Origin of the sequence: Bacillus altitudinis 41KF2b (assembly GCF_000691145.1) — a bacterium.
Classification (GTDB): Bacteria; Bacillota; Bacilli; order Bacillales; family Bacillaceae; genus Bacillus; species Bacillus altitudinis.
Map to the genome: position 1 here is coordinate 176,311 of NZ_ASJC01000004.1, position 24,918 is coordinate 201,228.

The window sequence follows — 24,918 nt, forward strand, 5'->3', positions numbered from 1 at the left end:
CATCATCCCCTTTGAGTTATATTCATTACACTTATTTTTATTAAAGTAATATTTATTACTTTTGTGATATGATCATACCACCTCGTTTTCAATTAGTAAAGCGCTTTCAAAAAATAAAAAATGAGTTCCACACGACTAATGTGTTGTGTGGTAACTCATTTTCGTTAACATATGATTGATTTGATCTAAACGTGGTTTTGTTCTTTCAGGATCATTCATCGCTAAGGCACTTAAAATGTAATCGACGATAAAGATAGCAGATACGACAGAGTTATGAGAGCCGACACTTGCTGAGGAACATGGTAATACATATTGTGCATATTTGGTTAGTGGAGAGCTGTAACTGTCTGTGATTAAAAGCACTTCCACCTCATAAGACTTCGCTGCTTCCATCAAATCTTTCATACGCTTTGCATAGCGCGGATAGCTGACAGCTATAATGAAATCACCCGAGTTGAAATGAACCAAATCATCCACCCAGTCACTTTGATCTGCATCAATGTATTGGCAATTCCCCAATAACCGATTGATTCCGAGTGACAGATACTCACCAACAGGTCTTCCACTTCGAACACTTGTACACAAAACGTGGCGTGCGCTGGCTATTTTCCCAACAATCTGCTGAAAGGTTTCTTCCGTGATATTGTCCAGTGCGTACTGGATATTTTGAAATTGCAGTTCTACATGGTCATGCAAGAGCTTATTCTTATTTGAATGCTTGAGATTCGCTTCAAGTCTCGTTTGAGGGTCGGCTTTATGCTTCATAGCTGATTGAAGCTCTTTTTGGAACTCAGAAAAACCGGAATACCCCACAGCAGCAGAGAATCGCATGATCGTTGCTGTACTCGTCCCGACTTTTGACGCCAATTTATCGACAGTTAAAAAAGCGACTTCCATTGGATTTTGTACGATATAATCTGCAATTCTCCTCTGCGCATCGGTTAAAAGTGCGACCTTATGCTGAAGTTTATATATTAAATCCTCCATTATAGCACCTGCCTATCCTATCGGCTTTATCTACGATTCGTGTTTTCTTTTCACTCTTTATTGTACACATTTGGACAAAATAAAAAAACAGCCAGCACGAATCTATCGTACTGACTGCTCTAGTCGAGATGCTATTTTATAGTGCTTGAGCTGCTGTGATAAGCGCAAGATTGTAAACGTCTTCGGCATTACAGCCTCTTGAAAGATCGTTTACTGGCTGATTTAGACCTTGTAGGATTGGACCTACAGCTTCAAAGTTACCTAAGCGCTGGGCAATTTTGTAGCCAATGTTTCCAGCCTCAAGGCTCGGGAAAACAAATACGCTAGCATCGCCTTTGATGACGGAATCTGGTGCTTTTTTCGCTGCCACTGAAGGAACGAAAGCTGCATCGAATTGGAACTCTCCATCAAGAACAAGCTCAGGTGCTTTTTCTTTTGCAATGCGAACCGCTTCAGATACTTTGTCTGTTTCGTCTGATTTTGCTGAACCTTTTGTAGAGAAGCTAAGCATTGCTACACGTGGTTCGATGTCAAACATTTTTGCTGTGTTTGCACTTTCGATCGCAATTTCAGCAAGATCTTGGCTGTCTGGTGCAATATTGATCGCACAATCAGCAAACACATATTGCTCTTCGCCGCGAGCCATAATGAAAACGCCAGAAGTTTTCTTTACGCCTTCTTTTGTTTTAATGATTTGAAGTGCTGGGCGCACTGTGTCAGCAGTTGAGTGTGCTGCTCCGCTTACAAGGCCGTCTGCAAGACCTTTATACACAAGCATTGTACCGAAGTAGTTTTCATCAAGTAATGCTTTTCTCGCTTGCTCTTCTGTCGCTTTGCCTTTACGTCTTTCGACGAAAGCTTGTACAAGATCTTCAAAACCTTCATATGTATGAGGATCATACACGTCAACACCATCAAGTGTAAGACCTAATTCTTTTGCTTTTGCTTCTACTTCTTCTTTCTTACCTACAACAATTGGCTGCAATACTTTGCCATCTGCTAGTTTTTGAACGGCTGTTAGAATGCGTTCGTCCATTCCCTCAGGAAAAACGATCTTAACTCCTTTACCTGCAACCTTTTCCTGAACTGTTGAAAAAATATCTGCCACTTCAATACCCTCCTTGATTTTACAAAAAAAGCGTTCTCTTTTAAGCATACTCTTCTTCTACATAAATTCAAACTACCAACTTACATTATAGCGCTTACAATTTAAATTCTTATTTTTCAAACTAATTAAATCAATTTCTAGAAAAGCGTTTTCGTCGTTCAAGTTTTGATCACATCTTCATTTGGACAAACTATGTTATAGTTGGAACAGATGGAAAACTGTTAATAGGAGTGAAAGAAATGAGCGAACAACATACAACAAATGAAGCAGCTCAAACACTAGATGGCTGGTATGCGCTGCATGATTTTAGAACGATCGACTGGACGGCTTGGAAGCTGCTGACAAGCGATGAGCGTCAAGCCATCATTCATGAGTTCACAGGTCTATTAGAAAAATGGAAAACAGCCGAGCACCATCAGGCTGGAAGCCAAACAATCTATAGTATTGTCGGCCAAAAAGCAGATATTATGCTCATGATTTTACGTCCGACCATGGAAGAACTGGGTGAAATTGAACTTGAATTCAACAAGACACGACTAGCAGAGTTTACGATTCCAGCTTATTCTTACGTGTCAGTGGTTGAACTCAGCAACTACTTGGCAGGAGGCGGAGATGGCGGAGACCCTTACGAGAACCCACATGTACGTGCGCGCCTCTATCCAGAGCTTCCTTCTTCTCAATATGTCTGTTTCTATCCAATGGATAAAAGACGTTCTGGCAATGACAACTGGTACATGCTTTCAATGGATGAGCGTAAATCCCTTATGAGAAGCCATGGCTTAATTGGCAGAAGCTATGCTGGGAAAGTAAAACAGATCATTACAGGTTCTGTTGGCTTTGATGATTATGAGTGGGGCGTCACTCTTTTCTCTGATGATGTGCTTCAATTTAAAAAATTGGTTTACGAAATGCGATTTGATGAAGTGAGTGCACGTTACGGCGAATTTGGTTCCTTCTTTGTTGGAAACCGATTAGCAAACGAGCAGCTAGCGTCTTATTTCCATGTATGATAAACTCTTAAGGCTTCGGATCTCTCCGGAGCCTTTTTATGTATTTGTTTAGAAAGGTGATCTCATCATGAAAAACTTCCCCATCGCTATTTTTGCGTTAACGCTCGGTGCGTTTTCAATTGGCATGACTGAATTTGTGATCATGGGACTTTTGCCAAATGTCGCAAATGATCTTCATGTATCTATTTCTGCTTCAGGTCAGCTGATTACCGGATATGCACTCGGTGTCGCAGTTGGCGGCCCTATTTTAACGTTATCAACTGGAAAAATGTCGAGAAAACGTCTCCTCATCCTATTAATGATTCTTTTCGTGGCGGGAAATGCTGTCGCCGCTGTATCGACTTCTTATGGTCTCTTGATGGCTGCACGTATTTTAACGTCATTTGCCCATGGTACCTTCTTTGGTGTCGGCGCCATTATGGCTGCACGGCTTGTTCCTAAGGAGCGAAGCGCAAGTGCGATCAGCTTCATGTTTACAGGACTGACAGTAGCCAATGTACTGGGTGTGCCATTTGGCACCTTTATCGGAAATCAATTCGGCTGGCGCATGTCATTTCTCGTTATTGCCGTCATTGGTCTCATTTCCTTAATCGGTATTATCAGTTTAGTACCAAATCAATCGAAAGAAGAAGTATTAGATATTCGAAATGAAATATCGGTGTTGAAAAAGCCGCAGGTCCTCGTCTCCTTTGCGATGACGATATTCGGTTTTGCGGGTGTGTTTACCGCCTTTACGTATATCAGCCCGATCCTGCTGCAAGTGACTGGCTTTCAGGAAAACGGGGTCACCCTCATTCTTGTCCTCTTTGGGCTTGGGGTCACCGTTGGGAATTTAGTCGGTGGAAAACTTGCGGACTGGAAGCTGATGCCGAGTATTATCGTCACATTGATCTTGCTGATGGCTGTCCTGTTGTTATTCACATATACATCTGCCTTTAAAGTGCCTGCCGTGCTGACGATTTTTGTTTGGGGAATTATTTCATTTATTCTCGTTCCTACCTTGCAATACCGCACGATGAACATGGCACATGAAGCCCCGACACTCGCATCAACGCTCAGTCATTCTGCCTTTAATATTGGAAATGCAGGCGGTGCAGCGCTAGGCGGTCTTGCTATCGAAATCACACATTTACAGCTTGTCCCGCTCTTTGCGGCAGGTGTGACATTCATTGGATTGATCATTACGATCATGAGCTATCAGTCAGATAAACGAATCAAAAGGACCTGAGGGCAGGTCCTTTTTCTATTTCACCACGGTCATTTCTGGCTCTTCTATTTGTTTCACACGTTCCTGAATGGGATGGGTAAAGGAATGCTCTGATAAGACAATATGGGAGACCGTTTTTGTAAAGCCAGACACATCTTGAATAAACGCTTCAATTTCTTCAAGAGAAGAAACAGACAGCTTAATGAAAAAACAGGACTGTCCTGCCACTCGATAAGCAAAGAACGCACGTGGATGCTGGTTCATAAATGTCACAAAACGCTGATACTCCCCATTTAATACGGTGACTTCCAGTAAACAGTCTATCATCAGACCCAGCTTTTTATAATTGACTTGAACAGAATACCCTTCGATAATCCCTGCATCCTCTAGTTTTCGCACTCTTTCTGCTACTGCAGGCGCCGATAAATTCACTCGTTTGGACAATTCCCTCATTGATAAGCGGGCATCTTCTCTCAATTCGTTTAAAATATGCACATCCACATCGGTGATTTTCATTCGTTACGCTCCTATCCCAAAATCGTTCCATTTGAAAAGTATTTTATGATGATACTTATGATACGAAATGTAAAATAAAACTAAATAATGGTAGAATTTATTTTAACGGAATTGAATGAAAAAGCAAGTATGGAGGGATCACTTGATGAAAGAATCTTTAGACAGCCAGGCTTCTAAAACATTTCCCATCACACTTGCCATTGCACTCACACTTGGCGTTTTTGCGGCGGGATCGGAGGAACTGGTGATTTCACCACTGCTGCCTGATTTATCAAACTCCTTTCAGCACTCTCTTGATGTTCTGGCTCTTTCCATCAGCATTTATGGGTTAGCTGTGCTGGTTGGAGCTCCACTGCTCGTTCCTTTAGGAGACCGATATTCAAGAGAGCTGTGTTTGATAATTGGGCTGTCCTTCTTTTTAATCGGAACAGTGATGTGTGCTGCTGCCCCAAATTTGGCCGTGTTTTTTGCAGGCCGTGCTATTTCTGGGCTGGCAACTGGTGTATTTGTGCCAACAGCCTATGCTCTTGTGGGCGACCGGGTTCCATACGAATATCGCGGCAAAGTGATGGGACTCATTGTATCGAGCTGGTCTCTTTCTCTTGTCCTTGGTGTGCCCATTGGCGCCTTTATCGGCCAGAGTTTAAACTGGCGCTGGACGTTTTGGATCTTCGCTATGATGAGTCTCATTGTCCTGCTACTCGTCATCCTTGAATCAAGAAAACAAGTCAGAGCAGCTGATCCGAAGGCACCTCAAGCTAGAGAGAAAACAGGCGCTTTATGGGGAGCTTTGAAAATCGATCGTGTGCCTGCCTATTTGACTGTGACGTTTTGCAATATGCTTGGATTTTACGGCATGTACTCGTTTTTAGGTGCTTATTTGCAAAGTCTGTTTGATGGCGGACAATCAACAGCTGGACTTCTTATTATGGCTTATGGCGTCGGCTTTTCTATGAGTATGTTTACTGGAAAATTAGCAGACTGGTTCGGTAAAACCCGTTCCCTTGTCTTTGTGCTGGGTGGAATTGCGCTTGTTCTAGCCTTGCTTCCTTATGCGCCATTCTCGTGGATGTTGCTGATTTTCGCCCTATTTATTTGGGGGGCTATGCAAAGCTTATCTGTCACGCTTCTAAGCACCGTTCTAAGCGACTGCTCTCAAACCCATCGCGGCAAAGTGATGGCTTTTTACAGCCTGGCCTCCAACCTTGCTGTTATGCTCGGTTCCGCACTGATGGGACCCGTTTATGTCCATTTCGGATATCATACGGTAGGTCTTGTCTGTGCATTAATCACACTCGTTGGTTTTATCATCAGCTTCGGCAGCTATAAAAGAGAACGCGCCTTACAGAAAAAACAGCCAACTACACTTGAAACGTAAGCACATTTCACTGCACATCTCGATATGTGCAGTTTTTTAGATCAATTTTTAATATAATCGCAAAATACATTTTTTATAAAATTTGTTGACAATTGCCAATTTTAAATTTTATAATCTAGTAAAAATTTGAAAAAGATTGGATGGTAAACATGATCCTAAAGAATGATGATGTGTTTCATTTCAAAGAAGAGCCTAGCCCTTCACCCAAGATGTTTACAGTCAACACACTAGGCCCTAAGGGGACAAGCAGTGAATACGCAGCAAAACATTTCATCTCTCAATCCACCACTACACTCGGCACTCATACGAAACTATCCCTTTATGACACATTCGAAACTTGCATTGAACATACTCTCTCTCAACCACTTCAATTTACTCTCGTTCCACACGCATATGAAGGCATCAAACACTTCTACATGAGACCAGATCTACAGCTTTTACAAATTTTCAGATGTGACACGCCCATGTATGGTTTGGCTGTCAGACCTGATTTCCCATTCAATGAACAAATGCTCCACCATTTAAAAATTGTCTCACATCCTGCACCTGTCAATTTAATTCAATATTTCATTCACCAAAATGCTGAATTTGAACTTGTTAATTCTACAAGTACTGCCGCGCAGAAAGTAAGGGACGGCGAATTTGATTTTGCTTTAACGAATGAGGTGGCAAGAGCCACATATGGCCTCATCTTCATTCGAACGTTTAAAAGTATACCCATGAGTTGGTCCATATTCGGAAAAGGAGAGATATAAGATGCAAACTGAACAAAAGACGCAAGAACGATATTTTCCTCAAGCGAAAAAATTAGAATGGGATAATGGCGTTATCCAATATTCCACTGTAAGAGGCGGTACGGAAGTGTTAATTTCATACGTCCCTCCCCACACAATCATTGAACCTCACGAACATCCCGAAGCACAAATCGGCATTGTATTAAAAGGCGAGCTTCAAATGACTGTCGGCCAATCGACTCAACTGCTCACCCCATTAGAATCAGCCTATATCGCACCACCGTTTGTCCCTCACGGCGCTTCAAATCTGACAGATGAAGAAGTGATCGCCATTGATATTAAGAGATTAAAGGATGACGAAGAATATACAGCTCCCCCCACTTATTTCTTAGACATTTTCAAAACACGGGATTTACTCCCTGGCATGGAAGTGACTTTTTTTGTGGAAGATTGGATGGAGCTGATGATTGCCAATATCCCTGGAAACGGCGGAGAAATGCCTTTTCATAAACATAGAAATGAACAAATCGGCATTTGCATCAGCGGAGGGTATGATATGACGATCGAAGGCTTTACAGAAAAGATGGAATTTGGCACCACCTATTTCTGTGACCCAAGGGAAGATCATGGGGCCATCAATCCAAAGCCAGAAGCATCAAAGTCTATTAATCTCTTCTTCCCTCCCCGCTATAATCGCTTGAAGCCAAAGGCATCTAAGGTGAAGAAATGAAGCTGGATGGAAAAGTTGTCCTCATTACAGGAGGTGCGTCGGGGATTGGGCTTGCTGCCGTCAAGCTCTTCCTCGAGAATGGAGCAAAAGTAGCTGTCGCTGACATCAATGCAAGCAGCGGCAACCAACTCATTGAATCATTGCCGCATGAGCACCTTGCATTTTTTAAAACAGATATTACGAAGGAGTCTGACTGTCACCAAACCGTTCAGAACGTGCTGAGCCGATTCGGTGCCATTGATGTCCTCATTAACAATGCAGGCATCGAAATTGTCTCACCTATTCATGAGATGGCACTGGAGGATTGGCATCGTATTCTTCAGGTCAACCTGACCGGCGTCTTTCTCATGAGTAAGCATACATTGCCGCATATGCTTGAAAAGAAGAGTGGAAGTATTATCAATACCGGATCTGTCGGAGGTCTTGTGGGCTGGCCTGACATTCCGGCATACAATGCAACAAAAGGCGGTGTCATTCAGCTCACCAAATCAATGGCCATCGACTATGCCGCTCATCAAATCAGGGTAAATTGTATTGCCCCTGGCATCATTGATACGCCACTAAATGAAAAGTCCTTTTTAGACAATCACACAGAAAGTCTCGAGATCGTCAAAAAAGAAAAAGCAAAGGTGAATCCTATGCTGCGGCTTGGAAAACCTGAAGAAATTGCTGGCGTGATGCTGTTTCTCGCCTCTGACCTATCCAGCTATATGACTGGAAGTGTCGTCACTGCAGATGGCGGTTACACCGCTAGATAAAAGGAGTGCTTTCATTGAGTAAAAAAACTGTACTTGTCATTGCTGACTTAGGAGGGTGCCCGCCTCATATGTTTTATGAAAGCGTGGCGGCATCATACCATATCGTTTCTTATATCCCAAGACCCTTTGCGATTACAAAGGGACATGCCGAGCTAATCGAAAAATACTCCATTGCGGTCATCAAAGACCGTGATTATTTTGAGACACACCCTTCTTTTGAACACCCTGATTCTATTTACTGGGCACATGATGATTATCCAAAATCAGAAGAAGAGGTTGTGGAAGACTTCATTCAAGTGGCTTCCTTTTTCAAAGCAGATGCAATCACGACCAATAATGAATTATTCATTGCACCGATGGCAAAGGCCGCTGAACGTCTTGGGCTACGAGGTGCCGGTGTCAAGGCAGCCGAAATGGCGCGTGATAAAAGCCAAATGAGGGCTGCATTCAATGCCTCTGGCGTCAAAGCGGTGAAAACTCAGCCTGTCACGACTTTATCTGATTTCCAACAAGCCATTGAGTCTATCGGAACACCGCTCATTTTAAAGCCTACATATTTAGCCAGTTCTATTGGCGTCACCTTGTTTCATGACAAAGCCGGAAGTGATGACTTGTTTTTACAAGTACAATCGTATTTGGAAACCATACCAGTCCCAGACGCTGTCACGTATGAAGCACCGTTTGTCGCTGAAACGTATTTAGAGGGTGCTTACGAAGATTGGTATCAAGATGAAGGTTATGCTGATTATGTCAGTGTAGAAGGGCTGGTCGTAGAGGGCGAATATCTCCCTTTTGTCATACATGATAAAACCCCTCAAATCGGTTTTACAGAAACGGCTCATATCACTCCGACGATCTTAGACAATGAAGCAAAGCAAATCATCATTGAAGCAGCAAGGAAGGCAAATGAAGGGCTAGGTCTTGAACATTGTGCAACCCATACAGAAATCAAACTCATGAAAAATCGAGAAACTGGACTGATCGAATCAGCGGCTCGATTCGCTGGCTGGAATATGATCCCGAATATTAAAAAGGTCTTTGGCGTCGATATGGCCAAGCTATTGATTGATGTATTAGTTGATGGAAAAAAGGCTGTACTGCCAAAACAGCTGCTTTCTGGACATACATTCTATGTAGCGGACTGCCACCTGTACCCTCAGCATTTTAAAGAGAGTGGGCACATACCACCTGAATCCACACATATCACCATTGATCATGTGTCTATTCCGCAGGAAGCATTCGTTGGAGATACTGCGATTGTCAGTCAATCATTCCCTGCCAAAGGGACTATGGTGGATCTTGCTTTATTTGAAGCTTTTAATGGAATCGTATCTCTTGAATTAAAAGGATCATCCTCACAAGACGTTGCCGCGTCCATCCGCAACATTCAGAAACAGGCAACGATTCAGTTAATGGATGAATTAGTGAAGGGATAGAAAGAGAGGCTGCTGTGGTGAAAATGTTAGCATCTAAAATGATTGAACGGCTGCCTGAACAGAAATTCGGCACCGTCTTTGAAAAAATTGCTCAAAAGACAAAAAACGGAGCAAACATCATGAATCTAGGTCAGGGAAACCCTGATCTACCAACTCCTCCCCATATCGTGAGTGCCCTAGAGGAGTCAGCGGGTGTTTTGCCATTTCAACAATATGCCCCTTTTAGAGGCTTTGACTTTTTCAAACAAGCCATTGCAGATTTTTATAGATCGGAATTCGGTGCTGAGATTGATCCGCAGAAGGAAATTGCTCTTTTCACTGGCGGAAAAACGGGGCTGTATGTCATGAGTCAGTGTCTGCTTGATCCAGGAGATATCGCACTCGTTCCCGATCCAGGATACCCTGAATATCATTCAGGCATTTTGATGGCGGACGCCAAGCCATACAGTATCAAACTTGAAGAGAAAAATGGCTATTTACCAGATCTCTCCTCAATTGATCCTGACATAGTCAAAAAAGCAAAAGTACTGTTCTTGAATTATCCGAATAACCCCACGGGTGCTGTTGCAAATGAGGCATTCTTTGAAGAGGCTGCTGCCTTTGCGGCCACTCACGAGCTGTATGTTATTCATGATTTCGCCTATGGTTCATTTCATTATGAACAAACACCCGTGAGCTTCATGAATACTCCTCTCGGGAAAAGTGTAGGAGTGGAATTATATTCTCTATCAAAGACTTTTAATATGGCAGGATGGAGAGTCGCTTTTGCTGTTGGAAATGAGGAGATCATCCAAGCCATCAACACCTTCCAAGACCACGTGTTTGTCAGTATGTATGGCGGATTTCAACATGCAGCGACTGCTGCCTTGCAAAGTGATGACCGTCATATTCAATCATTAAAGGCGATATACCTTGAACGAATCAATTTCTTCATCCGGCAAGCGGCGAGAAAGCTTGGCTGGACAATCGAACGTCCACCCGGCGCCTTTTATTTATGGGCTCCGATTCCTGATGACTTTGAACATTCTCATGCCTTTGCTGACTATTTACTCGAACATGCCGATGTTGTCGTCACGCCCGGAGGAGTATTTGGAGCCAATGGAAGCCGTCATGTACGCATTTCAATGGTTGCCCCGATTGAGGAGCTTGCTCTCTTTATCGATCGCCTGTCCATCCTCCCCATTCGATTTCATCAAAAAACCCGCCTATAGCGGGTTTTTTTCAGTTTATATACTTTTCATCGTTCCACCGTCTACGGAGATTTGTTGACCTGTGATATAAGAAGCTTCCTCTGATGCCATAAAAGCTGCCAATGACGCCATCTCACTCGCTGAGCCCACTCTTTGCATTGGGATACCTGATGCGACAGCTTGTACAGCCTGCTCTCGTGACACTCCCTGCTTCGTCATCATATTGCCGATAAATTGTTCATACCGATCGGTTGCAATAAAACCTGGATTTAAACAATTTACCGTAATTCTAGACGACGCAAGCTGTGTGGCTGCATTTTTACTGGCATTAATAATCGCTGCATTCATCATACTATTCGTAAACATTTGTTCACCAGGTTCCTTCCACAGATTCCCGACAATTTGAATGATCCGTCCATATTCATGTCTTTTCATCAATGCGGCTGCACGCTTCATTGTATCGACGTAGGCGATGGCTTTTTGGGAGAAAGCAGCCAGCATCTGGTCAGGTTCACACGAATCAAATGTATCTGGCTTTCCTCCTGGAATGTTATTGATCAGCACATCGAGTCTGCCAAACTCCTTTTCTATTTTCTCAAAGGCTTCCGATCTCACTGCTTCAAGCGACATATCTCCACAGAATAGAGACAGCGGTTCCTTTGTTTCTGTCATATCTTGAATGTGCTGTTTCGTCTGTTCAAGTGAGGCCATATTTCTAGAGTTGATGATCACCTTCATATCGCTCTGAGCGGCAAGTTTTATTGCGATTGCCTTTCCAATGCCTGTACTTGCCCCTGTTACAAATGCAATTCTTTTAGACAAACTCATCCACATCCCTTTTCATCAATATACATAAAATGACACATACAGAATGTATTTCAACAAAAAAAGACCTTTCTCCTGCGAAAGGCCTCTCTTCTCTATTTAAATGTCGTTTCCCAATTAAATCCGATCGCCTCATCATTCCACGCAATTCTCTTCTCATCTGGGTTTTTTGGGTCGTACGATTCTGTTGTAAAATACACAATCTGCAGCGGCGTCTCCCCTAATACGCGGTAGCCATGGGCAACTCCCTTTGGGATGAGGAGCAGCATCGGATTATCTTCTCCCATATAATACACATCGGTTTGATCCTTTGTCGGAGAATCTTCTCTCAAATCGTATAAAACGACCTGTGCATGACCTGCTGGGAAAAACCAAACATCGTCTTGTTTTTCATGATAATGAAAGGCTTTGATGACTCCTGGGAAACTTTTCGACCACGACGCCTGCCCAAAGCGCTTCAGCATCGGTTCGTCATCTCGAATAAGCTCTGCGAAAAAGCCGCGATCATCACAATGTTTCATGAGTTTTTTCGTTTGTACACCATCAATCATGCTGCTCGAATCTCCCTTCTTTCTGCAAGTATTCGTGAAGTGCATCCTTCCAATGTCTTGGCTTCCAGCCTGTCGCTTCAATCGCTTGAAGATCTAAAACAGAGTAGGCGGGCCGAGGTGTTTGGAAACCATACTCTTCAGTGGAAATGGGTTCAATTGTCGTAGACAGACCGCTTGCTGCCACAATTTCTGCCGCAAAGTCAAACCATGAACAGCTTGCTCGGTTACTGACATGATAAATACCTGCTTTCTGGTCAAACAAGTGAATCAAAGCTTCTGCGGCATCCTTTGTATAAGTAGGAGACCCTAACTGATCATTGACGATGCGCAAATGATCCTTCGTTTCAGCCAGTCGAAGAATGGTATTCACAAAATTATGTCCCTCATGTCCATAAAGCCACGATGTCCGAATGATCTTCACTTCATCTGACACAAGATGAATCAATTCTTCTCCAAGTTTTTTACTCTTTCCATAAATGGTTTGCGGATCTGCTTGTGCGTCGATTTGGTAAGGGGTATCCGCTTGCCCATCAAATACATAATCTGTGCTGACATGTAACACATCAGCCCCTACGTTCTTAGCCTCAAGCGCTGTATAGTAGGCGCCAATCCCATTCACAAGATAGGCTTTTTCCGTTTCTATTTCGCATTGATCCACAGACGTATAAGCAGCCGCACTGACAACAATATCCGGTCGGAAATGTCTCATTGCATGTCTGACTGCCTGTTGATCTGCGATATTCAGCATACTCCTTGTTAAAGCAATGACGGTGATGTCTTTTTCTTTCAGCTGTTTCGTCAATTCTTTCCCTAATTGGCCGCCTGCACCGGTGATTAAAACTTTCATCGGTCACCCTTCTTCACTTTGATCATATTTGGCACGATACCAATCGATCGTTTTTTCGATACCTTTTTCGAATGAAGTTGCCTGCACCCAGCCGAGCTCTTCTTTTAGCTTACTGGCATCAATGGCATACCGCCTGTCATGCCCTTTCCGGTCTTGAATAAACGCGATTTGATCATGAGAGATGCCTAGATGTGTGAGAATGGTTTTGGTTAAATCAAGATTTGTTTTCTCGTTGCCGCCGCCAATATTGTACACCTGACCGGCTGTTCCGTTTTCTACTACTTGCTTTACGGCTCTCGCATGATCCTCTACATACAGCCAATCGCGGATCTGCTGGCCGTCTCCGTATATCGGAATCTTTTCACCATTGACCGCTTTTCTAATAATGGTTGGGATTAATTTTTCTTCATGCTGATAAGGTCCGTAGTTGTTGCTGCATCTTGTGATCATAGCGGGTAGTTGGTGGGTGTGGATATAAGATTTCACAAGCAGGTCTGAACTTGCCTTGCTTGCTGAATAAGGATTATTCGGTGAAAGTGGTGTTTGTTCTGTGAAAGCAGGATCATTCGGCTCCAAATCTCCATATACTTCATCTGTGGAAATATGAATGAGTTTTTTCGCCTTTCCCTTTAAAACAGCTTCTAGCATACGATAGGTACCAAGGACATTTGTTTGAATAAAGGGTTCTGCTGACTCAATACTGCGATCGACATGTGATTCTGCTGCGAAATGAATGATGGCATCATACGCTTCATCAAATACTTGATCTAGTTCGTCTTGCAGCGTGATATCTCCTTGGACAAAACGGACATGAGGCAGCTTTGATAAATATTCCATCTCCTCTGGATGACTGGCATATGTTAATTTATCAAATACGGTCAGCCGGACATCGGATTCTTGAAGCAGCAGCTTCACAAAATTCAGTCCAATAAACCCTGCTCCACCTGTAATTAAATAAGACTTCGTCATTCGTATCCCTCTTTTTCCTTCATCGTTTCAAACATTTTTGTTGATGCTTCGTGGAGAGATTCATGAGTTCCTGCATCAATCCACCACCCTTTTAACATATCATAGGTCAGCTGGCTATTTGAGATGTAGAGATTATTCACATCAGTAATCTCTAGTTCACCTCGATCTGACGGCGAGATTTCCTCGATATATTGAAAGACGTCTTGATCATAAAAATAGATGCCCGTGACGCAGTAAGATGACGTCGGATGCTCTGGCTTTTCTTCAATTGATAAAATTCGGTGATGAGCAGGATCAATTTCTGCAATGCCAAACCGTTTTGGATCTGCCACCTCTTTCAATAAAACCTTGGCTCCGCTTTCTTGTTGCCTAAAGGCGTCGACAAAAGGGCGTAAAGAATCTTCAAATACATTATCACCAAGCATCAGCACAAATTTTTCCCCTTGAGCAAAGGACTTTGCATAGGATAAACCATCGGAAATACCAGACGCTTCTGGCTGTACTTGATACACAATGTTCATCCCAAGTTCACGATCATCTTCCAGTAACTTTTGAAACAACGGAATTTGTTCTTCCTGTGAAATCAGCATCACATCTACAATTCCTGCTTCTTTCAGTTTGAATAATGACCAATAAATCATCGGGTATGGACCAACCGGCAGCAAGTGTTTGTTGAAAATCTTCGTTAATGGTGCCAGCCGTGATCCCTTTCCTCCTGCTAAAATAACTCCCTTCACATCTACACATCCTTATGTTCTTTTTGGTGTGAATTCATGAGGTGTATAAGAATGTTTTTCACTCGTTCGATTCCTTTTCCATCAATGAGTGAACGTCCATTAAGATGAATGCTTCTGCGGAGAAAATAGCTGTCAGACAGTTTTTGAACAGCTTGCAACAGGTCTTTTTCTTCCACAAGGTCACCTAATCCAAGGTGAAAACAAGCGCCCTTTTGCGCAAACATGCTCGCTGTCACTGCTTGGTGGTCTACTTGCGATAGGACAATGCTGGGCACCCCGATACAAATTACCTCATATAACGTCATACCGCCTGCTACGATAGCCATATCAGCTTCTGATAAAAGAACCGGTAGTTGATCTGTATGTTGAATGAATTGGATATGTTCCGCCTCTACTTGCTCTTTGATGTGAGAGGCTTTTCCTGCGACCGCTAAAATGTCTAGGTGATTTGTTTGAAGAAGCGCCGATACAGCCTTTGATAACAGACCGCACGGATCACTACCGCCAAGACTGATGACCACCTTTTTACATTCTTTCCGAACCTCATATGTGTCTTTGAATCGATTAATCTCGTGATCTAACAATAAATAGGGCGTTCCATGATAATAAGCCGTGCCATTAACCTGCTCGTGCTTCCCGTCCAGACCGCCATAAATGCCGTTTATGACCGTGTCTGCAAGCTGACAGGCTTCCTCTCTTTTTTCCTCAAATAAGACCAGCCTCGCACTATCGCAGGAGTCTTTGATCGTTTGAAGAAACTGAAGATCACAATCAAGGACATCTATGACTAAAAGGTCAGGCTTTAGCTTTTTGATGTCTTGTTGGACCTGGAGAAGCGCATTCGACTCATGCACCATGTGAACGTGCCACTCTGGGTGCGAAAGCATTTCTACACAAATCTGATCATTTGTATAGAAATATAGGTCGTTCCCTTCTTGAAGCAGTTCTTTTGCCAAACGTTTCATTCTGACGACATGACCCATTCCTCTTAAAAAACCACCATAAACAACAATCATGATTTTTTTGTTCATTCAGCATCCTTCTGTCTCACAGATTGATTCAAACGAACAATGTCTGGATGTTGTTCACAGATGGAAATGAGCTCAGCTGTCGGCACAGCAATAGAACCACCAGCTTTCTCTAGTAAACGGGTAGCAAACACATAATCTTCTTCTGTATCAATCGTGAATCGATAAGCAGGATATGCAAGTTCTTTGGGCGGTGTGAATAATTGAAGGGAAAATTGCTCGGGATGCTTTCTGATATACAGCGTGACATGCTCACGTTCTGAATAAGTGAGAGGAAATTTGTCGATTTCACATAAAATAGATGCTTCAATCATTTCCCCGGAAATACCGAGTGGTGTTCCGTTCGTATATGTGTAATCAGCCTTTTCCTGTCTATGTTTTTCAAGCATTTTCGACAAAAGCGAAGGATCTATAAATGGATTGTCTCCCGTTAAACGTACAACCGTTTTAGGTTCAAATTGGCGGACAATCTGTGCAAACCGCTCAAGCACATCTGCCTCACTGCCTCGAAACACCTTATAGCCCTTTGACATACAATATTGAGCCAAATAGTCATCCTCTGGCTCGACCGTTGTGGCAATCATAAGGTTTTGCATTTTGTGATGGTAATTATCTGATTGCTTCACCCGCTCCACAATCAAATCAATCAGCGCCATGCCGCCGATCGGTTTCATCACTTTTTTGGGCAGTCTTGTTGACCCCATCCTAGCCTGAATGACAAAAAGCACATCATGCATCATCATGAGACTCCTGCGTGAGTACGTCTTTCCACGAAACGCCTGTATGAGCTGGGATGTCTCTCACAGCCTTTGTGCCAAGTAAAATCGGCATATATCGCGGATGCAATCCCTGATTTTTTTGTCCGGGGCGCAGCACGGCTACATTTTCTGACGTGAGGGTCTCGCCCTTTGCAATGCCTTTGGTCGTAAAAATCCCTCGATACGCAAATTCTCGAATCTGCCCTTCAATGGCTGTTGTCGTTTTATAAGAACTGCCAAGAAGCTCCTCTGGTAATGAATGAACGTCTATTTCTGCTTGATTCCGCTGCTTTTCTGCCGCTCGAATGTGGTGAACCATTTCCTTTAATTCTTCAGGATCAAGAGCAAAGGAATGATCCGCTCCGGGTAATGTTTTATCTATTGTAAAATGTTTTTCAATCATTGCTGCCCCGAGCTTCACAGCGGCTACTGGCGCTTCCGTCGGGTGTTCACTATGATCTGAAAAGCCAATGACTGCTTCAGGGAAAGCGGATCTTAAGGTTTTAATCACCCGCAGGTTCGTATATGCTCTAGGCGCTGGATACTTTGCCACACAATGCATGATGGCGACTTGCTTATTTTGCTGGCTCGTAATCGTTTCGTATGCTTCATGAACATCTGCAATGGTGGCCCCAGCTGTTGAAAAAATGATCGGCTTTTGAAAAGAAGCCGTATGACGCAAAAGAGGCAAATGGTTGATTTCATAGGATGCCAGTTTAAAAGCAGGCGGATTCGTTTGATTCAATAAATCAGCCGATTCTTCGTCACACACGGTGCTTAAAAACATCAGTCCTTTTTCCTTACAACGTGTCAATAAGACAGGCAGCCATTCTGGCGGAAGCTCCATTTGTTCCACTAAAGAAAAAATAGACACTTCTTCTCCTTTGGCCGTTTCGTATAACCCCGGTTCCTTTTGATACATCCGATCCGCTTGAAACATTTGAAACTTCACCGCATCAGCCCCTGCTTCTTTTGCCACATCAATTAAAGCAAGTGCCTGATCCAGCTTTCCATCATGGTTAATGCCTGCCTCTGCAATGATAAAGACAGGCGCATCATCTCCCACTTTGCGATCTCCGATATAGAAATGCGCCATCTTACCTCTCTCCTTTTTTCGGCCACACATGGTAATACAAAAAGGCATTTGTTGTCCTAAATCCCATCTTTTCGTACAGCTGGATGGCTGTCGTATTATGAAGCTGTGTCCCCGCAGAAATGAAGTGATGCCCTCTGTCATGAGAAACTTTCATCATCTCAATAAACAGCTTTTTTCCGATCCCTTTTCCTTGAACATCCGGTCTAATCGCAAAAAGCTCAAGCCCCATCTCATGCCCCTTTGTCATACCTTGAATCAAGCCAACCACTTCATCATTTACCTTGGCAACGAGGTTGATATCTGCGCGTCCGAGTAGGTTGTTTCTCATCCACTCCTGATAAAAATGCTGAACAACACGCTGGTCTAAATATGGATCAAGGGCATAACGGCTTTTCACAAAAGCCCGATCACCTAGTAAGACCGCCTCATCGTAATCCTTTTCATCTGGCACACCCATCACCACATCTTGATCTGATGATGGCATCTCCATGAGGGCAGGCGGTGCCTCAAGCCTAGTGAGACCACCGACATAATACACATGAGATAGTTTTTGAACAATGCGGTTTTTTTTAAGATCAGCCGCCTCAAGACGTAAAAAGAAAAAATCACATTTTTCTGTTCTCATCCAATTGATGAATCTCTCCATCAATTCTTTAAAGAGCGGCGCTGATTCAGCTTCCACAAACTTCACATGAAAAATATGCTTGTCAAAAATACCGCTCTCCCATTTGGACCATTCGTATAGCAGCACTGCTTTGAGCTTAGCGCCGCTGACAAGAGCAAACTGCTTGAATCCTGCCATGCGTTCCGCTTCAAGACCATATGTTTTCAGCCAAGCTGCGAGCACCTGATCGTCTATTGCATGAACGACTTTCATGAAGAGGCCTTCTTGTCTTTTAAAATTGACACGACTGCGGTGATGACATCCTGCACATCTTCATCTGTCATACTTGGATAGAGCGGGAGCGAAAGCGTTCGTTTGTAATAAGTGAGTGCCTCAGGGAAATCCTCTGGTGAATGGTTGTAGGTCTCTTGATAATATGGATGCAAGTGAACGGGAATAAAATGAACACTCGTGCCGATTTTATATTCCTTTTGCAGCTGATCAATCATGTCATCGCGTGTGATCAGTGCTTCTTTTGGATCAACTTGTAGCACATATAAATGCCACGCATGTCTTCCCTCATCATGTACAGGCGGCAAGATGAGACCAGCTTCATGTTGAAATGCATGATTGTATGTCTTCGCAATCTGTTCTCTGCGTGTCTGCATCTCCTTCAATCGGCTTAGCTGAACGAGCCCTAACGATGCTTGCACGTCAAACATGTTCATTTTATAGCCCGGTTCCTCGACCTCGTAATACCATGTTCCCTTTTCTCCATAACGATTCCACGCTCCCTTACTCATGCCATGGAGCGCCAGCCTTCTGATTCTAGCTGCAAGGGCATCATCATTTGTCGTCAGCATGCCGCCTTCACCAGTCGCTATGTTTTTCGTTGCATAGAAGCTAAAGGCGGTCGCATCACCAATTGATCCAATCGGTTGATCGTGATAGGTCGTATAAAGGGCATGAGCGGCATCCTCCAGCACGAACAAATCATACTTCTTGGCAATCGCTAAAATTTGGTCCATATCACACGATTGACCAGCAAAATGAACAGGCACAATGGCTTTTGTATGTGGTGTAATGGCCGCTTCTAATTTTTTCGCATCTAGATTGAGTGTCGCCGGATCAATATCGACGAAAATAGGGGCTGCCCCCGTATGGATGATCGTATTGGCTGTTGCGCAGAACGTCAGAGGCGTTGTGATGACCTCATCACCAGCTCCAATGCCTCTCGCCTTTAACGCTAAAAATAGAGCAGCTGTGCATGAATTCACTGCTATTGCGTGCTTTGCTCCAGTCAGCTGCTTAAACTCTTCTTCAAACTGTCTCACTTTTGGTCCGGTGGACAACCAGCCGGACTTTAATGTTCCAATGACTTCATCAATTTCTTCCTGTTCAATAAAAGGCAGTGCATAAGGAAGAAATTGTGCTCTCTTTTGTCCCATATCGCTTGCACACCCCTATCTTCATCTCTGAAAATCCACGCCTGTTTTTGTTTTGAGCAGAGAAAGCAGAACATCGGTCGATTGTGCATGCGGATAATGTTCTTGAATGAAACGAGCCCCTTGCTGTTTCGCCAGCTTCATTTCTTGTTCATCCGATAAAATACGGATCGCTTTCTCGGCCAGCTCAATAGGGTTTTCCATGTGGCAGCTGCCAAGCGACTCGTAATAAGGGTATCTTCTGCCTTCTGTCATTTTTCCAATCAGTACACTCTTTTTAAAGAGCATTGCTTCCAGACCAACTGTTGATGTGAGCGTAATGACCATATCCATATACGGCAGGAGGTCATACAAGTCGATCTCTTTTTTAATTAATCTCACATGGTTCCCCGCACGCTCAATCGCTGTGTAGTCATTTAATCGATTTCGAGCGATTTCCCACGGATGCGGCTTCATAATCAGCTGAATGTCTTTCCTTTTTGCAATTGTTTTAAGAACATCACCGTAAAAGGCTTCTGAAAACGGCTGTGTTGCCACAAGTACAGTCTTTTTGGCAGGGTTGAAGTTTAATTTACGAAAGACCATTTCCTGTTGAAGCGGTGTTCGCTCCTGCACCAAATCAAATCTCGGGTGACCTGTGATCTCCACCTGCTCAGGCTGACAGCCTTTGTTTACATACCAGTCCTTTTCATATTTTCCAAACACCCCGTGGCAGGTGGTGAAAATCGGCAAAAAGGCTTCGTCTCCCATGAGCGCACCGTGCTGAAGACAAATACTTGTGAGATGGCGCTTCACAGTTTGTAAGGCGAGCACACGGCTATATGCATCCTCCGTCGTCCCAACAACAACAGCTGCAATAGGCTGCATCTCAAATAGCGTTTCTATTTGGTCAATTACATCAATAAATTGCACAAGGTCCTTCCGAAGCTTTTCTCTAAAAAAGACATTGCCAAAGACAGGATGCTGGGCGTAAGGTTTCAATAGAGCATTTGCTTTTTCAATATATTCAACATGGGCTTCTTTATTAACCTCTCCGGCTAATTCCGGCTTGCTGATCACTGGTAATCCGAAATAATCAGCCTTCTTCCAGCGCGCGAGCACCACTGTTTGGTTCGGATGGAACCGCGTGTAATTTTGTTCAGTAAAACGCAGGTGTTCAAAGTGAAGCAGCACCTTTCCATGACTCGGGCGATAAGGGGTACGCTTGATCTGCTGTTTATGCTGATCAAAAAAGGGCTGAATGTCTTGCGGCTTTGGACAAGTCGTTGACAGCTCTTCACCAAACGCCTCATCTTCCATACGTTCCCTCACTTCAGGACTGATGTATTGATAAAAATTACTGATTAATCCAAGGGGTATGTGGCGATAGGATAAGTCTTTCATCAGATTCACATACTCAAAGTACACTTGCCAATAATGATGAATATAATGCGACACTTAAGGTCACCTCCCATGTCTTTGTTTTAATATATGGCGGAGCTCCCTGCAGGTAGACTGCGGAGGAAGTGCTTGAATAAAATCGCTTTTCTCATCTTCTGCCAACTGATAATGAATAGACTGTTCTGTGATGTAGTTTGTATCCAATACCTCATCAAAAGGGTAGAACGGATAAAAGTGATTTAATCTAAAAAAGAACCGGGCATCTCCTATTCGATAAAAATGCGGACTCTCGTCCCAGTAGGATCCAAACTCAGCACGAATCTTTGTTAAAATGGATGCACGATGTACAACCGAGCAGTGATCAATGGCACAAGGTGCATTCCACTGCACCGTTTGCGCAGGTCGAATCGTTTCCTTTACTGGCTCTTTTTCGCTATTTAAATAGATAACTTTTGAACTAGAATAGACAATTTCTTCATTCGGACGAGCATCTAAATATTTCGTGAGCTTCTCTAAACGGTCTGGTGCATAGACATTGTCATCTGTGGCATAGGAAATATACTCGCCCTTTGCCTGTTCTAATGCTTGATTAATGAGGACGGCATAGCGTGTTTTCGCCGTTCTTTCCTCCAGCGTTTTCACCCCGCTTTGGATAAAATGGACGCGTGGATCTTTACGGAAAGGCTCAATAGCAGCAAGGGTTTGTTCGTTTGATCCATCATCCATGATAAAAAGTTCAAGGTCTGACAAGGTCTGCTGCAGCACCGCTTCAATTGATCTGCCAACGTAGGCCGCTTTGTTGTAGCTCGTCATAATGACCGTTACTTTCGTCAATGTTTTCACCTCGGTCTCTTTTAAACTATGGTTATCATATGTGTCTCCTCTTAAAGAGACTGTAGAGTGACCTATTTTTTATAAAATTGGATTTTTTTCATGATCTATCTTTGAAAAACGTAAAAATTTTGGTAATATAAGTAATCATTTATGTGTATTAAAGGAGTAAAGAACATTGGAGTATATGAAGAGTGATCTCTCCCAAGAAGAGGAAGCAAAAGGTTTTTTTCGATTCTTTAAAATTTTTGTCGCGACAAAAACGATTATTCGCTCATATGAACATACCTCTATTCCCATGTGGCTGATGATACTCCTTGCAAGTATCGCTGGTACAAGCTGGATGTACGAAGGGTATTTTAGTGAGTATATGGGCAATCATATTCCATATCCTTTTATTCTGTTACACGGAGCAGGTTTTGGTATTTTAGTAGGCAATTTTCTTCTATTTTTTGGTTCATTCATTTTACAGTGGTTAGGACGACTGTTTTTTGGCAGTAAAGCGCCGTATCGAGATGTGCTCAAAGCTTGCACACTGACGGTCATTTTCCCTTCCACCTTATTTGCTCTTACTTGGATTATTACTGTGGGGTTGCTTGGTCCGTATACATTTGTGAAAATCTCACCCTATTTAGACCAGCACTATGAAGTATGGTATTATCTCAGCGTTTTACCACTGGTTGATGCGTATACCAAGGCATGGATATTTGGGATGGCTGTTTTAGGCCTTGTTGCTGTGATGAAGCTGAGAATATGGCAGGCCTTTATCATTGCCATCGCACCGATCGCCTTATTTTTTCTCACGATGACCCTTCTCTATGACGTCCAGCGGGCTATGAATTGGTTGATGTAAAGAGGCATTCCTTAAATTGTTGGAAACCTTTGCAATCTAGGCAGTACGAATACGGGGTTTGTCTGAACACTGAGGAACTGCACAAAGCAGTTCCTTTTTTTCGTTCAATGTACATATTCTCTCTTCCTGTCTCATAGTGTGAAAGAGAAAAAGAATGCTATGGAAACAACAGGCGCTTTTCCGCCTTCTGTTTAGAACACCATGAGGAAAGAGGAGGAACGTTATGAAATTGAAAAATCAATTTGGGCAAGGTTCGGGTTTCGAAGGTCAAGATTTTCGCCAGCAACAATATGGAGCAAATCCGTATCCTGCGCAGCAGATGGGTTATTCAGTCCCTCCCCAAACGCAGGGTCAAATGCAAGGTCAAATGCAGCAGGGGTATTCGCCAATGCCGTCTACTGGTACTTCACAAGGAGGCCAAGGTGGGCAAAGTGGCGGGCAGCCCTATCAAATTCCTTCTGGACCGATTTATCAGCAGAACGTCACCGGTCAGCTGCCGCTTGAGCAGTCCTATATTGAAAATATTTTACGATTAAACCGCGGCAAAGTAGCCACGATCTATATGACGTTTGAGGCAAGTAAAGAATGGAACTCTAAGATTTTTAGAGGAGTCATTGAGGCCGCAGGACGTGATCACATTATCATTAGTGATAACAAAACGGGGACACGATACTTATTATTAACAATCTACCTTGATTACATTACGTTTGATGGGGAAATTCAATATGACTATCCATACTCGATGTCTACGTATTCTCCGAGATAACCTCAAGGTCATATCAGCAGCAAGGTGCAGACGCCCTTGCTTTTTTCTTTTGTCTAGGTTTTTGACACACCTTCGGGGGAAGGCTCATAAGATGCCTAGTAGTTTTTATTAAACGCCTAGAGGTGACATCAATGACTGTTGAGCTGGATTATACATCGCCGAATGTCAAATATTCATTTGATTTGAATCAAAGCCCCCTTGTGAAATATGATCAACACAATCTGATTAATGTTTTAGGAAAAAAACAATTAAATTCGCTCGATCAAGTATCTCTGCTGGATATATATTTGAGTAAAAGCAAAGTAGTAGAGCCTCATTATCATCAAAATGCTGCCGAGCTTGTTTATTGTATCGCCGGCTCTGCTGCTGTATCCATGTTGAACCCCTTTACAAAAAAGCTGTCCACCTACACCATTACCCCCGGGCAGGTAGCCAATGTGCCACAAGGCTGGTGGCATTACGAAGTCGCCTTACAGGACAAAACCCATTTGTTAGCCATTTTTAACGCATCGACACCAGAAGTCATCTTAGGTTCAGACCTTCTAACCCTCACGCCTTCACACATCATGGCACATACTTATTGCATGAACGAAACGCAGTGGAAGCAGGCGACGCAGCCCGTGAAGCCTGGTGTGTTTATCGGACCGTTCTGCCACCGGGAGGAAGAGGCACAAACGCACCCTGTCCCCCCTTCTCACTATGTACCTTATTATCAAGCACCTCCGAACTATTCTCCTTATTGGAGTTAAGAAAAAAACCGATGCCCCTATGAGAGCGTCGGTTTTCCTAGCTTATAAATTTTTTGCTGCTGCAATCACTAGCATGATCCAAGAAGCGATAAACGCCACTCCGCCAATTGGCGTAATAGCACCTAAAATCTTCACCTGAGTCAAGGCAAGCACATAAAGGCTTCCTGAGAAGAAAAGAATGCCTGCCAGCATCACCCAGCCAGCGGTCGGCACTAGAGAAACACCTGACAGCTTATCTGCCAGAAAGGCGACAATAAATAGACCAATGGCATGGAACATCTGATATTGAACCCCTTTATTCCATATCTCAATATACTTTTCAGGAATTTTCCCTTCCAGTCCATGTGCACCGAAGGCTCCAAGACCAACCGCAAGCATGGCGTTAATGGCACCTAATATGAAAAATAGTTTCATTCGTCATTCTC

27 protein-coding genes are annotated in these 24,918 nt (G+C 43.3%); 11 read left to right on the forward strand and 16 right to left on the reverse strand.

Going from position 1 to position 24,918, the window contains the following annotated elements:
• Positions 1 to 135 precede the first annotated feature (135 nt).
• Entirely contained in the window at positions 136 to 987 is an 852-nt protein-coding gene (locus tag BA79_RS09245; protein ID WP_035702419.1) for a MurR/RpiR family transcriptional regulator, read from the reverse strand.
• A 136-nt stretch (positions 988 to 1,123) separates the two neighbouring features.
• A complete protein-coding gene (gene pta / locus BA79_RS09250; RefSeq protein ID WP_008343597.1) occupies positions 1,124 to 2,095 on the reverse strand; it encodes a phosphate acetyltransferase in 972 nt (323 codons plus the stop codon).
• Between the two features lie 239 nt (positions 2,096 to 2,334).
• Between pta and hemQ the strand changes: the two genes are divergently transcribed.
• Both hemQ and BA79_RS09260 read left to right on the forward strand, forming a co-directional pair.
• Positions 2,335 to 3,105: a hydrogen peroxide-dependent heme synthase gene (gene hemQ, locus BA79_RS09255; protein WP_007497744.1), complete on the forward strand. Its 771-nt coding sequence runs from the start codon at positions 2,335 to 2,337 to the stop codon at positions 3,103 to 3,105.
• 67 nt (positions 3,106 to 3,172) lie between these two features.
• A complete protein-coding gene (locus BA79_RS09260) occupies positions 3,173 to 4,333 on the forward strand; it encodes an MFS transporter (RefSeq protein WP_035702422.1) in 1,161 nt (386 codons plus the stop codon).
• A gap of 15 nt (positions 4,334 to 4,348) precedes the next feature.
• Here BA79_RS09260 and BA79_RS09265 read toward each other — a convergent pair whose 3' ends face one another.
• Positions 4,349 to 4,828 (reverse strand): Lrp/AsnC family transcriptional regulator, encoded by a 480-nt coding sequence (locus BA79_RS09265; RefSeq protein WP_008343601.1) that lies wholly within the window; start codon positions 4,826 to 4,828, stop codon positions 4,349 to 4,351.
• A 145-nt stretch (positions 4,829 to 4,973) separates the two neighbouring features.
• On the opposite strand from BA79_RS09265, the gene BA79_RS09270 reads away from it, so the two are divergent.
• From BA79_RS09270 to BA79_RS09295, 6 genes are all read left to right on the forward strand, one after another.
• Positions 4,974 to 6,206, forward strand: coding sequence for an MFS transporter (locus BA79_RS09270; protein WP_017360104.1), 1,233 nt, complete (start codon positions 4,974 to 4,976; stop codon positions 6,204 to 6,206).
• A gap of 149 nt (positions 6,207 to 6,355) precedes the next feature.
• Complete coding sequence (locus BA79_RS09275; protein WP_024719463.1) at positions 6,356 to 6,961, forward strand: bacilysin biosynthesis protein BacA; 606 nt, start codon at positions 6,356 to 6,358, stop codon at positions 6,959 to 6,961.
• 1 nt (position 6,962) lies between these two features.
• Complete coding sequence (bacB, locus tag BA79_RS09280; protein ID WP_008343606.1) at positions 6,963 to 7,670, forward strand: 3-((4R)-4-hydroxycyclohexa-1,5-dien-1-yl)-2-oxopropanoate isomerase; 708 nt, start codon at positions 6,963 to 6,965, stop codon at positions 7,668 to 7,670.
• Positions 7,667 to 8,428: an SDR family NAD(P)-dependent oxidoreductase gene (locus BA79_RS09285; protein ID WP_035702425.1), complete on the forward strand. Its 762-nt coding sequence runs from the start codon at positions 7,667 to 7,669 to the stop codon at positions 8,426 to 8,428. The genes bacB and BA79_RS09285 overlap by 4 nt, the downstream gene beginning before the upstream one ends.
• Before the next feature lie 14 nt (positions 8,429 to 8,442).
• On the forward strand, positions 8,443 to 9,864 hold the full coding sequence (bacD, locus tag BA79_RS09290; protein WP_035702429.1) for an alanine--anticapsin ligase: 1,422 nt from the start codon (positions 8,443 to 8,445) through the stop codon (positions 9,862 to 9,864).
• A gap of 17 nt (positions 9,865 to 9,881) precedes the next feature.
• A complete protein-coding gene (locus BA79_RS09295) occupies positions 9,882 to 11,075 on the forward strand; it encodes an aminotransferase class I/II-fold pyridoxal phosphate-dependent enzyme (protein ID WP_035702637.1) in 1,194 nt (397 codons plus the stop codon).
• Between the two features lie 15 nt (positions 11,076 to 11,090).
• On the opposite strand, the gene BA79_RS09300 is transcribed toward BA79_RS09295, so the two are convergent.
• From BA79_RS09300 to BA79_RS09355, 12 genes are all read right to left on the reverse strand, one after another.
• A complete protein-coding gene (locus BA79_RS09300; protein WP_269448182.1) occupies positions 11,091 to 11,882 on the reverse strand; it encodes an SDR family oxidoreductase in 792 nt (263 codons plus the stop codon).
• Between the two features lie 92 nt (positions 11,883 to 11,974).
• Positions 11,975 to 12,430: a dTDP-4-dehydrorhamnose 3,5-epimerase family protein gene (locus BA79_RS09305; protein ID WP_035702434.1), complete on the reverse strand. Its 456-nt coding sequence runs from the start codon at positions 12,428 to 12,430 to the stop codon at positions 11,975 to 11,977.
• On the reverse strand, positions 12,423 to 13,277 hold the full coding sequence (rfbD, locus tag BA79_RS09310) for a dTDP-4-dehydrorhamnose reductase (protein WP_035702437.1): 855 nt from the start codon (positions 13,275 to 13,277) through the stop codon (positions 12,423 to 12,425). Before rfbD ends, BA79_RS09305 begins: the two co-directional genes overlap by 8 nt.
• Positions 13,278 to 13,280: 3 nt before the next feature.
• Positions 13,281 to 14,246: a dTDP-glucose 4,6-dehydratase gene (gene rfbB, locus BA79_RS09315; protein ID WP_035702440.1), complete on the reverse strand. Its 966-nt coding sequence runs from the start codon at positions 14,244 to 14,246 to the stop codon at positions 13,281 to 13,283.
• The gene (locus BA79_RS09320) at positions 14,243 to 14,983 is read right to left on the reverse strand and encodes a sugar phosphate nucleotidyltransferase (RefSeq protein ID WP_017360113.1); all 741 of its coding nucleotides are present in this window, start codon (positions 14,981 to 14,983) and stop codon (positions 14,243 to 14,245) included. Before BA79_RS09320 ends, rfbB begins: the two co-directional genes overlap by 4 nt.
• Before the next feature lie 2 nt (positions 14,984 to 14,985).
• Complete coding sequence (locus BA79_RS09325; protein WP_035702441.1) at positions 14,986 to 16,014, reverse strand: glycosyltransferase; 1,029 nt, start codon at positions 16,012 to 16,014, stop codon at positions 14,986 to 14,988.
• Entirely contained in the window at positions 16,011 to 16,751 is a 741-nt protein-coding gene (locus BA79_RS09330; protein WP_035702443.1) for a cytidylyltransferase domain-containing protein, read from the reverse strand. The genes BA79_RS09325 and BA79_RS09330 overlap by 4 nt, the downstream gene beginning before the upstream one ends.
• A complete protein-coding gene (locus tag BA79_RS09335; protein ID WP_035702446.1) occupies positions 16,741 to 17,865 on the reverse strand; it encodes an N-acetylneuraminate synthase family protein in 1,125 nt (374 codons plus the stop codon). The genes BA79_RS09330 and BA79_RS09335 overlap by 11 nt, the downstream gene beginning before the upstream one ends.
• Before the next feature lies 1 nt (position 17,866).
• Positions 17,867 to 18,742: a GNAT family N-acetyltransferase gene (locus tag BA79_RS09340; protein ID WP_035702448.1), complete on the reverse strand. Its 876-nt coding sequence runs from the start codon at positions 18,740 to 18,742 to the stop codon at positions 17,867 to 17,869.
• The gene (locus tag BA79_RS09345) at positions 18,739 to 19,917 is read right to left on the reverse strand and encodes a DegT/DnrJ/EryC1/StrS family aminotransferase (RefSeq protein WP_035702451.1); all 1,179 of its coding nucleotides are present in this window, start codon (positions 19,915 to 19,917) and stop codon (positions 18,739 to 18,741) included. Before BA79_RS09345 ends, BA79_RS09340 begins: the two co-directional genes overlap by 4 nt.
• Positions 19,918 to 19,938: 21 nt before the next feature.
• On the reverse strand, positions 19,939 to 21,351 hold the full coding sequence (locus tag BA79_RS09350) for a capsular polysaccharide export protein, LipB/KpsS family (RefSeq protein WP_035702453.1): 1,413 nt from the start codon (positions 21,349 to 21,351) through the stop codon (positions 19,939 to 19,941).
• 6 nt (positions 21,352 to 21,357) lie between these two features.
• Complete coding sequence (locus BA79_RS09355) at positions 21,358 to 22,128, reverse strand: glycosyltransferase family 2 protein (RefSeq protein ID WP_035702641.1); 771 nt, start codon at positions 22,126 to 22,128, stop codon at positions 21,358 to 21,360.
• A gap of 175 nt (positions 22,129 to 22,303) precedes the next feature.
• Here BA79_RS09355 and BA79_RS09360 point away from each other — a divergent pair, with 175 nt between their 5' ends.
• From BA79_RS09360 to BA79_RS09370, 3 genes are all read left to right on the forward strand, one after another.
• The gene (locus BA79_RS09360; RefSeq protein WP_008343625.1) at positions 22,304 to 22,978 is read left to right on the forward strand and encodes a YIP1 family protein; all 675 of its coding nucleotides are present in this window, start codon (positions 22,304 to 22,306) and stop codon (positions 22,976 to 22,978) included.
• A 223-nt stretch (positions 22,979 to 23,201) separates the two neighbouring features.
• Positions 23,202 to 23,744: a spore coat protein GerQ gene (gerQ, locus tag BA79_RS09365; RefSeq protein ID WP_007497781.1), complete on the forward strand. Its 543-nt coding sequence runs from the start codon at positions 23,202 to 23,204 to the stop codon at positions 23,742 to 23,744.
• Between the two features lie 131 nt (positions 23,745 to 23,875).
• Complete coding sequence (locus tag BA79_RS09370) at positions 23,876 to 24,493, forward strand: cupin domain-containing protein (protein WP_007497783.1); 618 nt, start codon at positions 23,876 to 23,878, stop codon at positions 24,491 to 24,493.
• Positions 24,494 to 24,535: 42 nt separating this feature from the next.
• On the opposite strand, the gene BA79_RS09375 is transcribed toward BA79_RS09370, so the two are convergent.
• On the reverse strand, positions 24,536 to 24,907 hold the full coding sequence (locus tag BA79_RS09375) for a DUF423 domain-containing protein (protein ID WP_003215282.1): 372 nt from the start codon (positions 24,905 to 24,907) through the stop codon (positions 24,536 to 24,538).
• Between the last annotated feature and the right edge of the window lie 11 nt (positions 24,908 to 24,918).

Bases quoted from the DNA above. Each gene is read 5' to 3' on its own strand.
- BA79_RS09275 (WP_024719463.1), top strand. From the start codon at position 6,356: ATGATCCTAAAGAATGATGATGTGTTTCATTTCAAAGAAGAGCCTAGC.
- BA79_RS09370 (WP_007497783.1), top strand. From the start codon at position 23,876: ATGACTGTTGAGCTGGATTATACATCGCCGAATGTCAAATATTCATTT.
- BA79_RS09375 (WP_003215282.1), bottom strand. From the start codon at position 24,907: ATGAAACTATTTTTCATATTAGGTGCCATTAACGCCATGCTTGCGGTT.
- BA79_RS09325 (WP_035702441.1), bottom strand. From the start codon at position 16,014: ATGAACAAAAAAATCATGATTGTTGTTTATGGTGGTTTTTTAAGAGGA.
- rfbD (WP_035702437.1), bottom strand. From the start codon at position 13,277: ATGAAAGTTTTAATCACCGGTGCAGGCGGCCAATTAGGGAAAGAATTG.
- BA79_RS09260 (WP_035702422.1), top strand. From the start codon at position 3,173: ATGAAAAACTTCCCCATCGCTATTTTTGCGTTAACGCTCGGTGCGTTT.
- hemQ (WP_007497744.1), top strand. From the start codon at position 2,335: ATGAGCGAACAACATACAACAAATGAAGCAGCTCAAACACTAGATGGC.
- BA79_RS09330 (WP_035702443.1), bottom strand. From the start codon at position 16,751: ATGATGCATGATGTGCTTTTTGTCATTCAGGCTAGGATGGGGTCAACA.
- BA79_RS09270 (WP_017360104.1), top strand. From the start codon at position 4,974: ATGAAAGAATCTTTAGACAGCCAGGCTTCTAAAACATTTCCCATCACA.
- gerQ (WP_007497781.1), top strand. From the start codon at position 23,202: ATGAAATTGAAAAATCAATTTGGGCAAGGTTCGGGTTTCGAAGGTCAA.
- bacB (WP_008343606.1), top strand. From the start codon at position 6,963: ATGCAAACTGAACAAAAGACGCAAGAACGATATTTTCCTCAAGCGAAA.
- BA79_RS09300 (WP_269448182.1), bottom strand. From the start codon at position 11,882: ATGAGTTTGTCTAAAAGAATTGCATTTGTAACAGGGGCAAGTACAGGC.
- rfbB (WP_035702440.1), bottom strand. From the start codon at position 14,246: ATGACGAAGTCTTATTTAATTACAGGTGGAGCAGGGTTTATTGGACTG.
- BA79_RS09265 (WP_008343601.1), bottom strand. From the start codon at position 4,828: ATGAAAATCACCGATGTGGATGTGCATATTTTAAACGAATTGAGAGAA.
- BA79_RS09245 (WP_035702419.1), bottom strand. From the start codon at position 987: ATGGAGGATTTAATATATAAACTTCAGCATAAGGTCGCACTTTTAACC.
- BA79_RS09340 (WP_035702448.1), bottom strand. From the start codon at position 18,742: ATGAAAGTCGTTCATGCAATAGACGATCAGGTGCTCGCAGCTTGGCTG.
- BA79_RS09345 (WP_035702451.1), bottom strand. From the start codon at position 19,917: ATGGGACAAAAGAGAGCACAATTTCTTCCTTATGCACTGCCTTTTATT.
- BA79_RS09335 (WP_035702446.1), bottom strand. From the start codon at position 17,865: ATGGCGCATTTCTATATCGGAGATCGCAAAGTGGGAGATGATGCGCCT.
- BA79_RS09285 (WP_035702425.1), top strand. From the start codon at position 7,667: ATGAAGCTGGATGGAAAAGTTGTCCTCATTACAGGAGGTGCGTCGGGG.
- BA79_RS09305 (WP_035702434.1), bottom strand. From the start codon at position 12,430: ATGATTGATGGTGTACAAACGAAAAAACTCATGAAACATTGTGATGAT.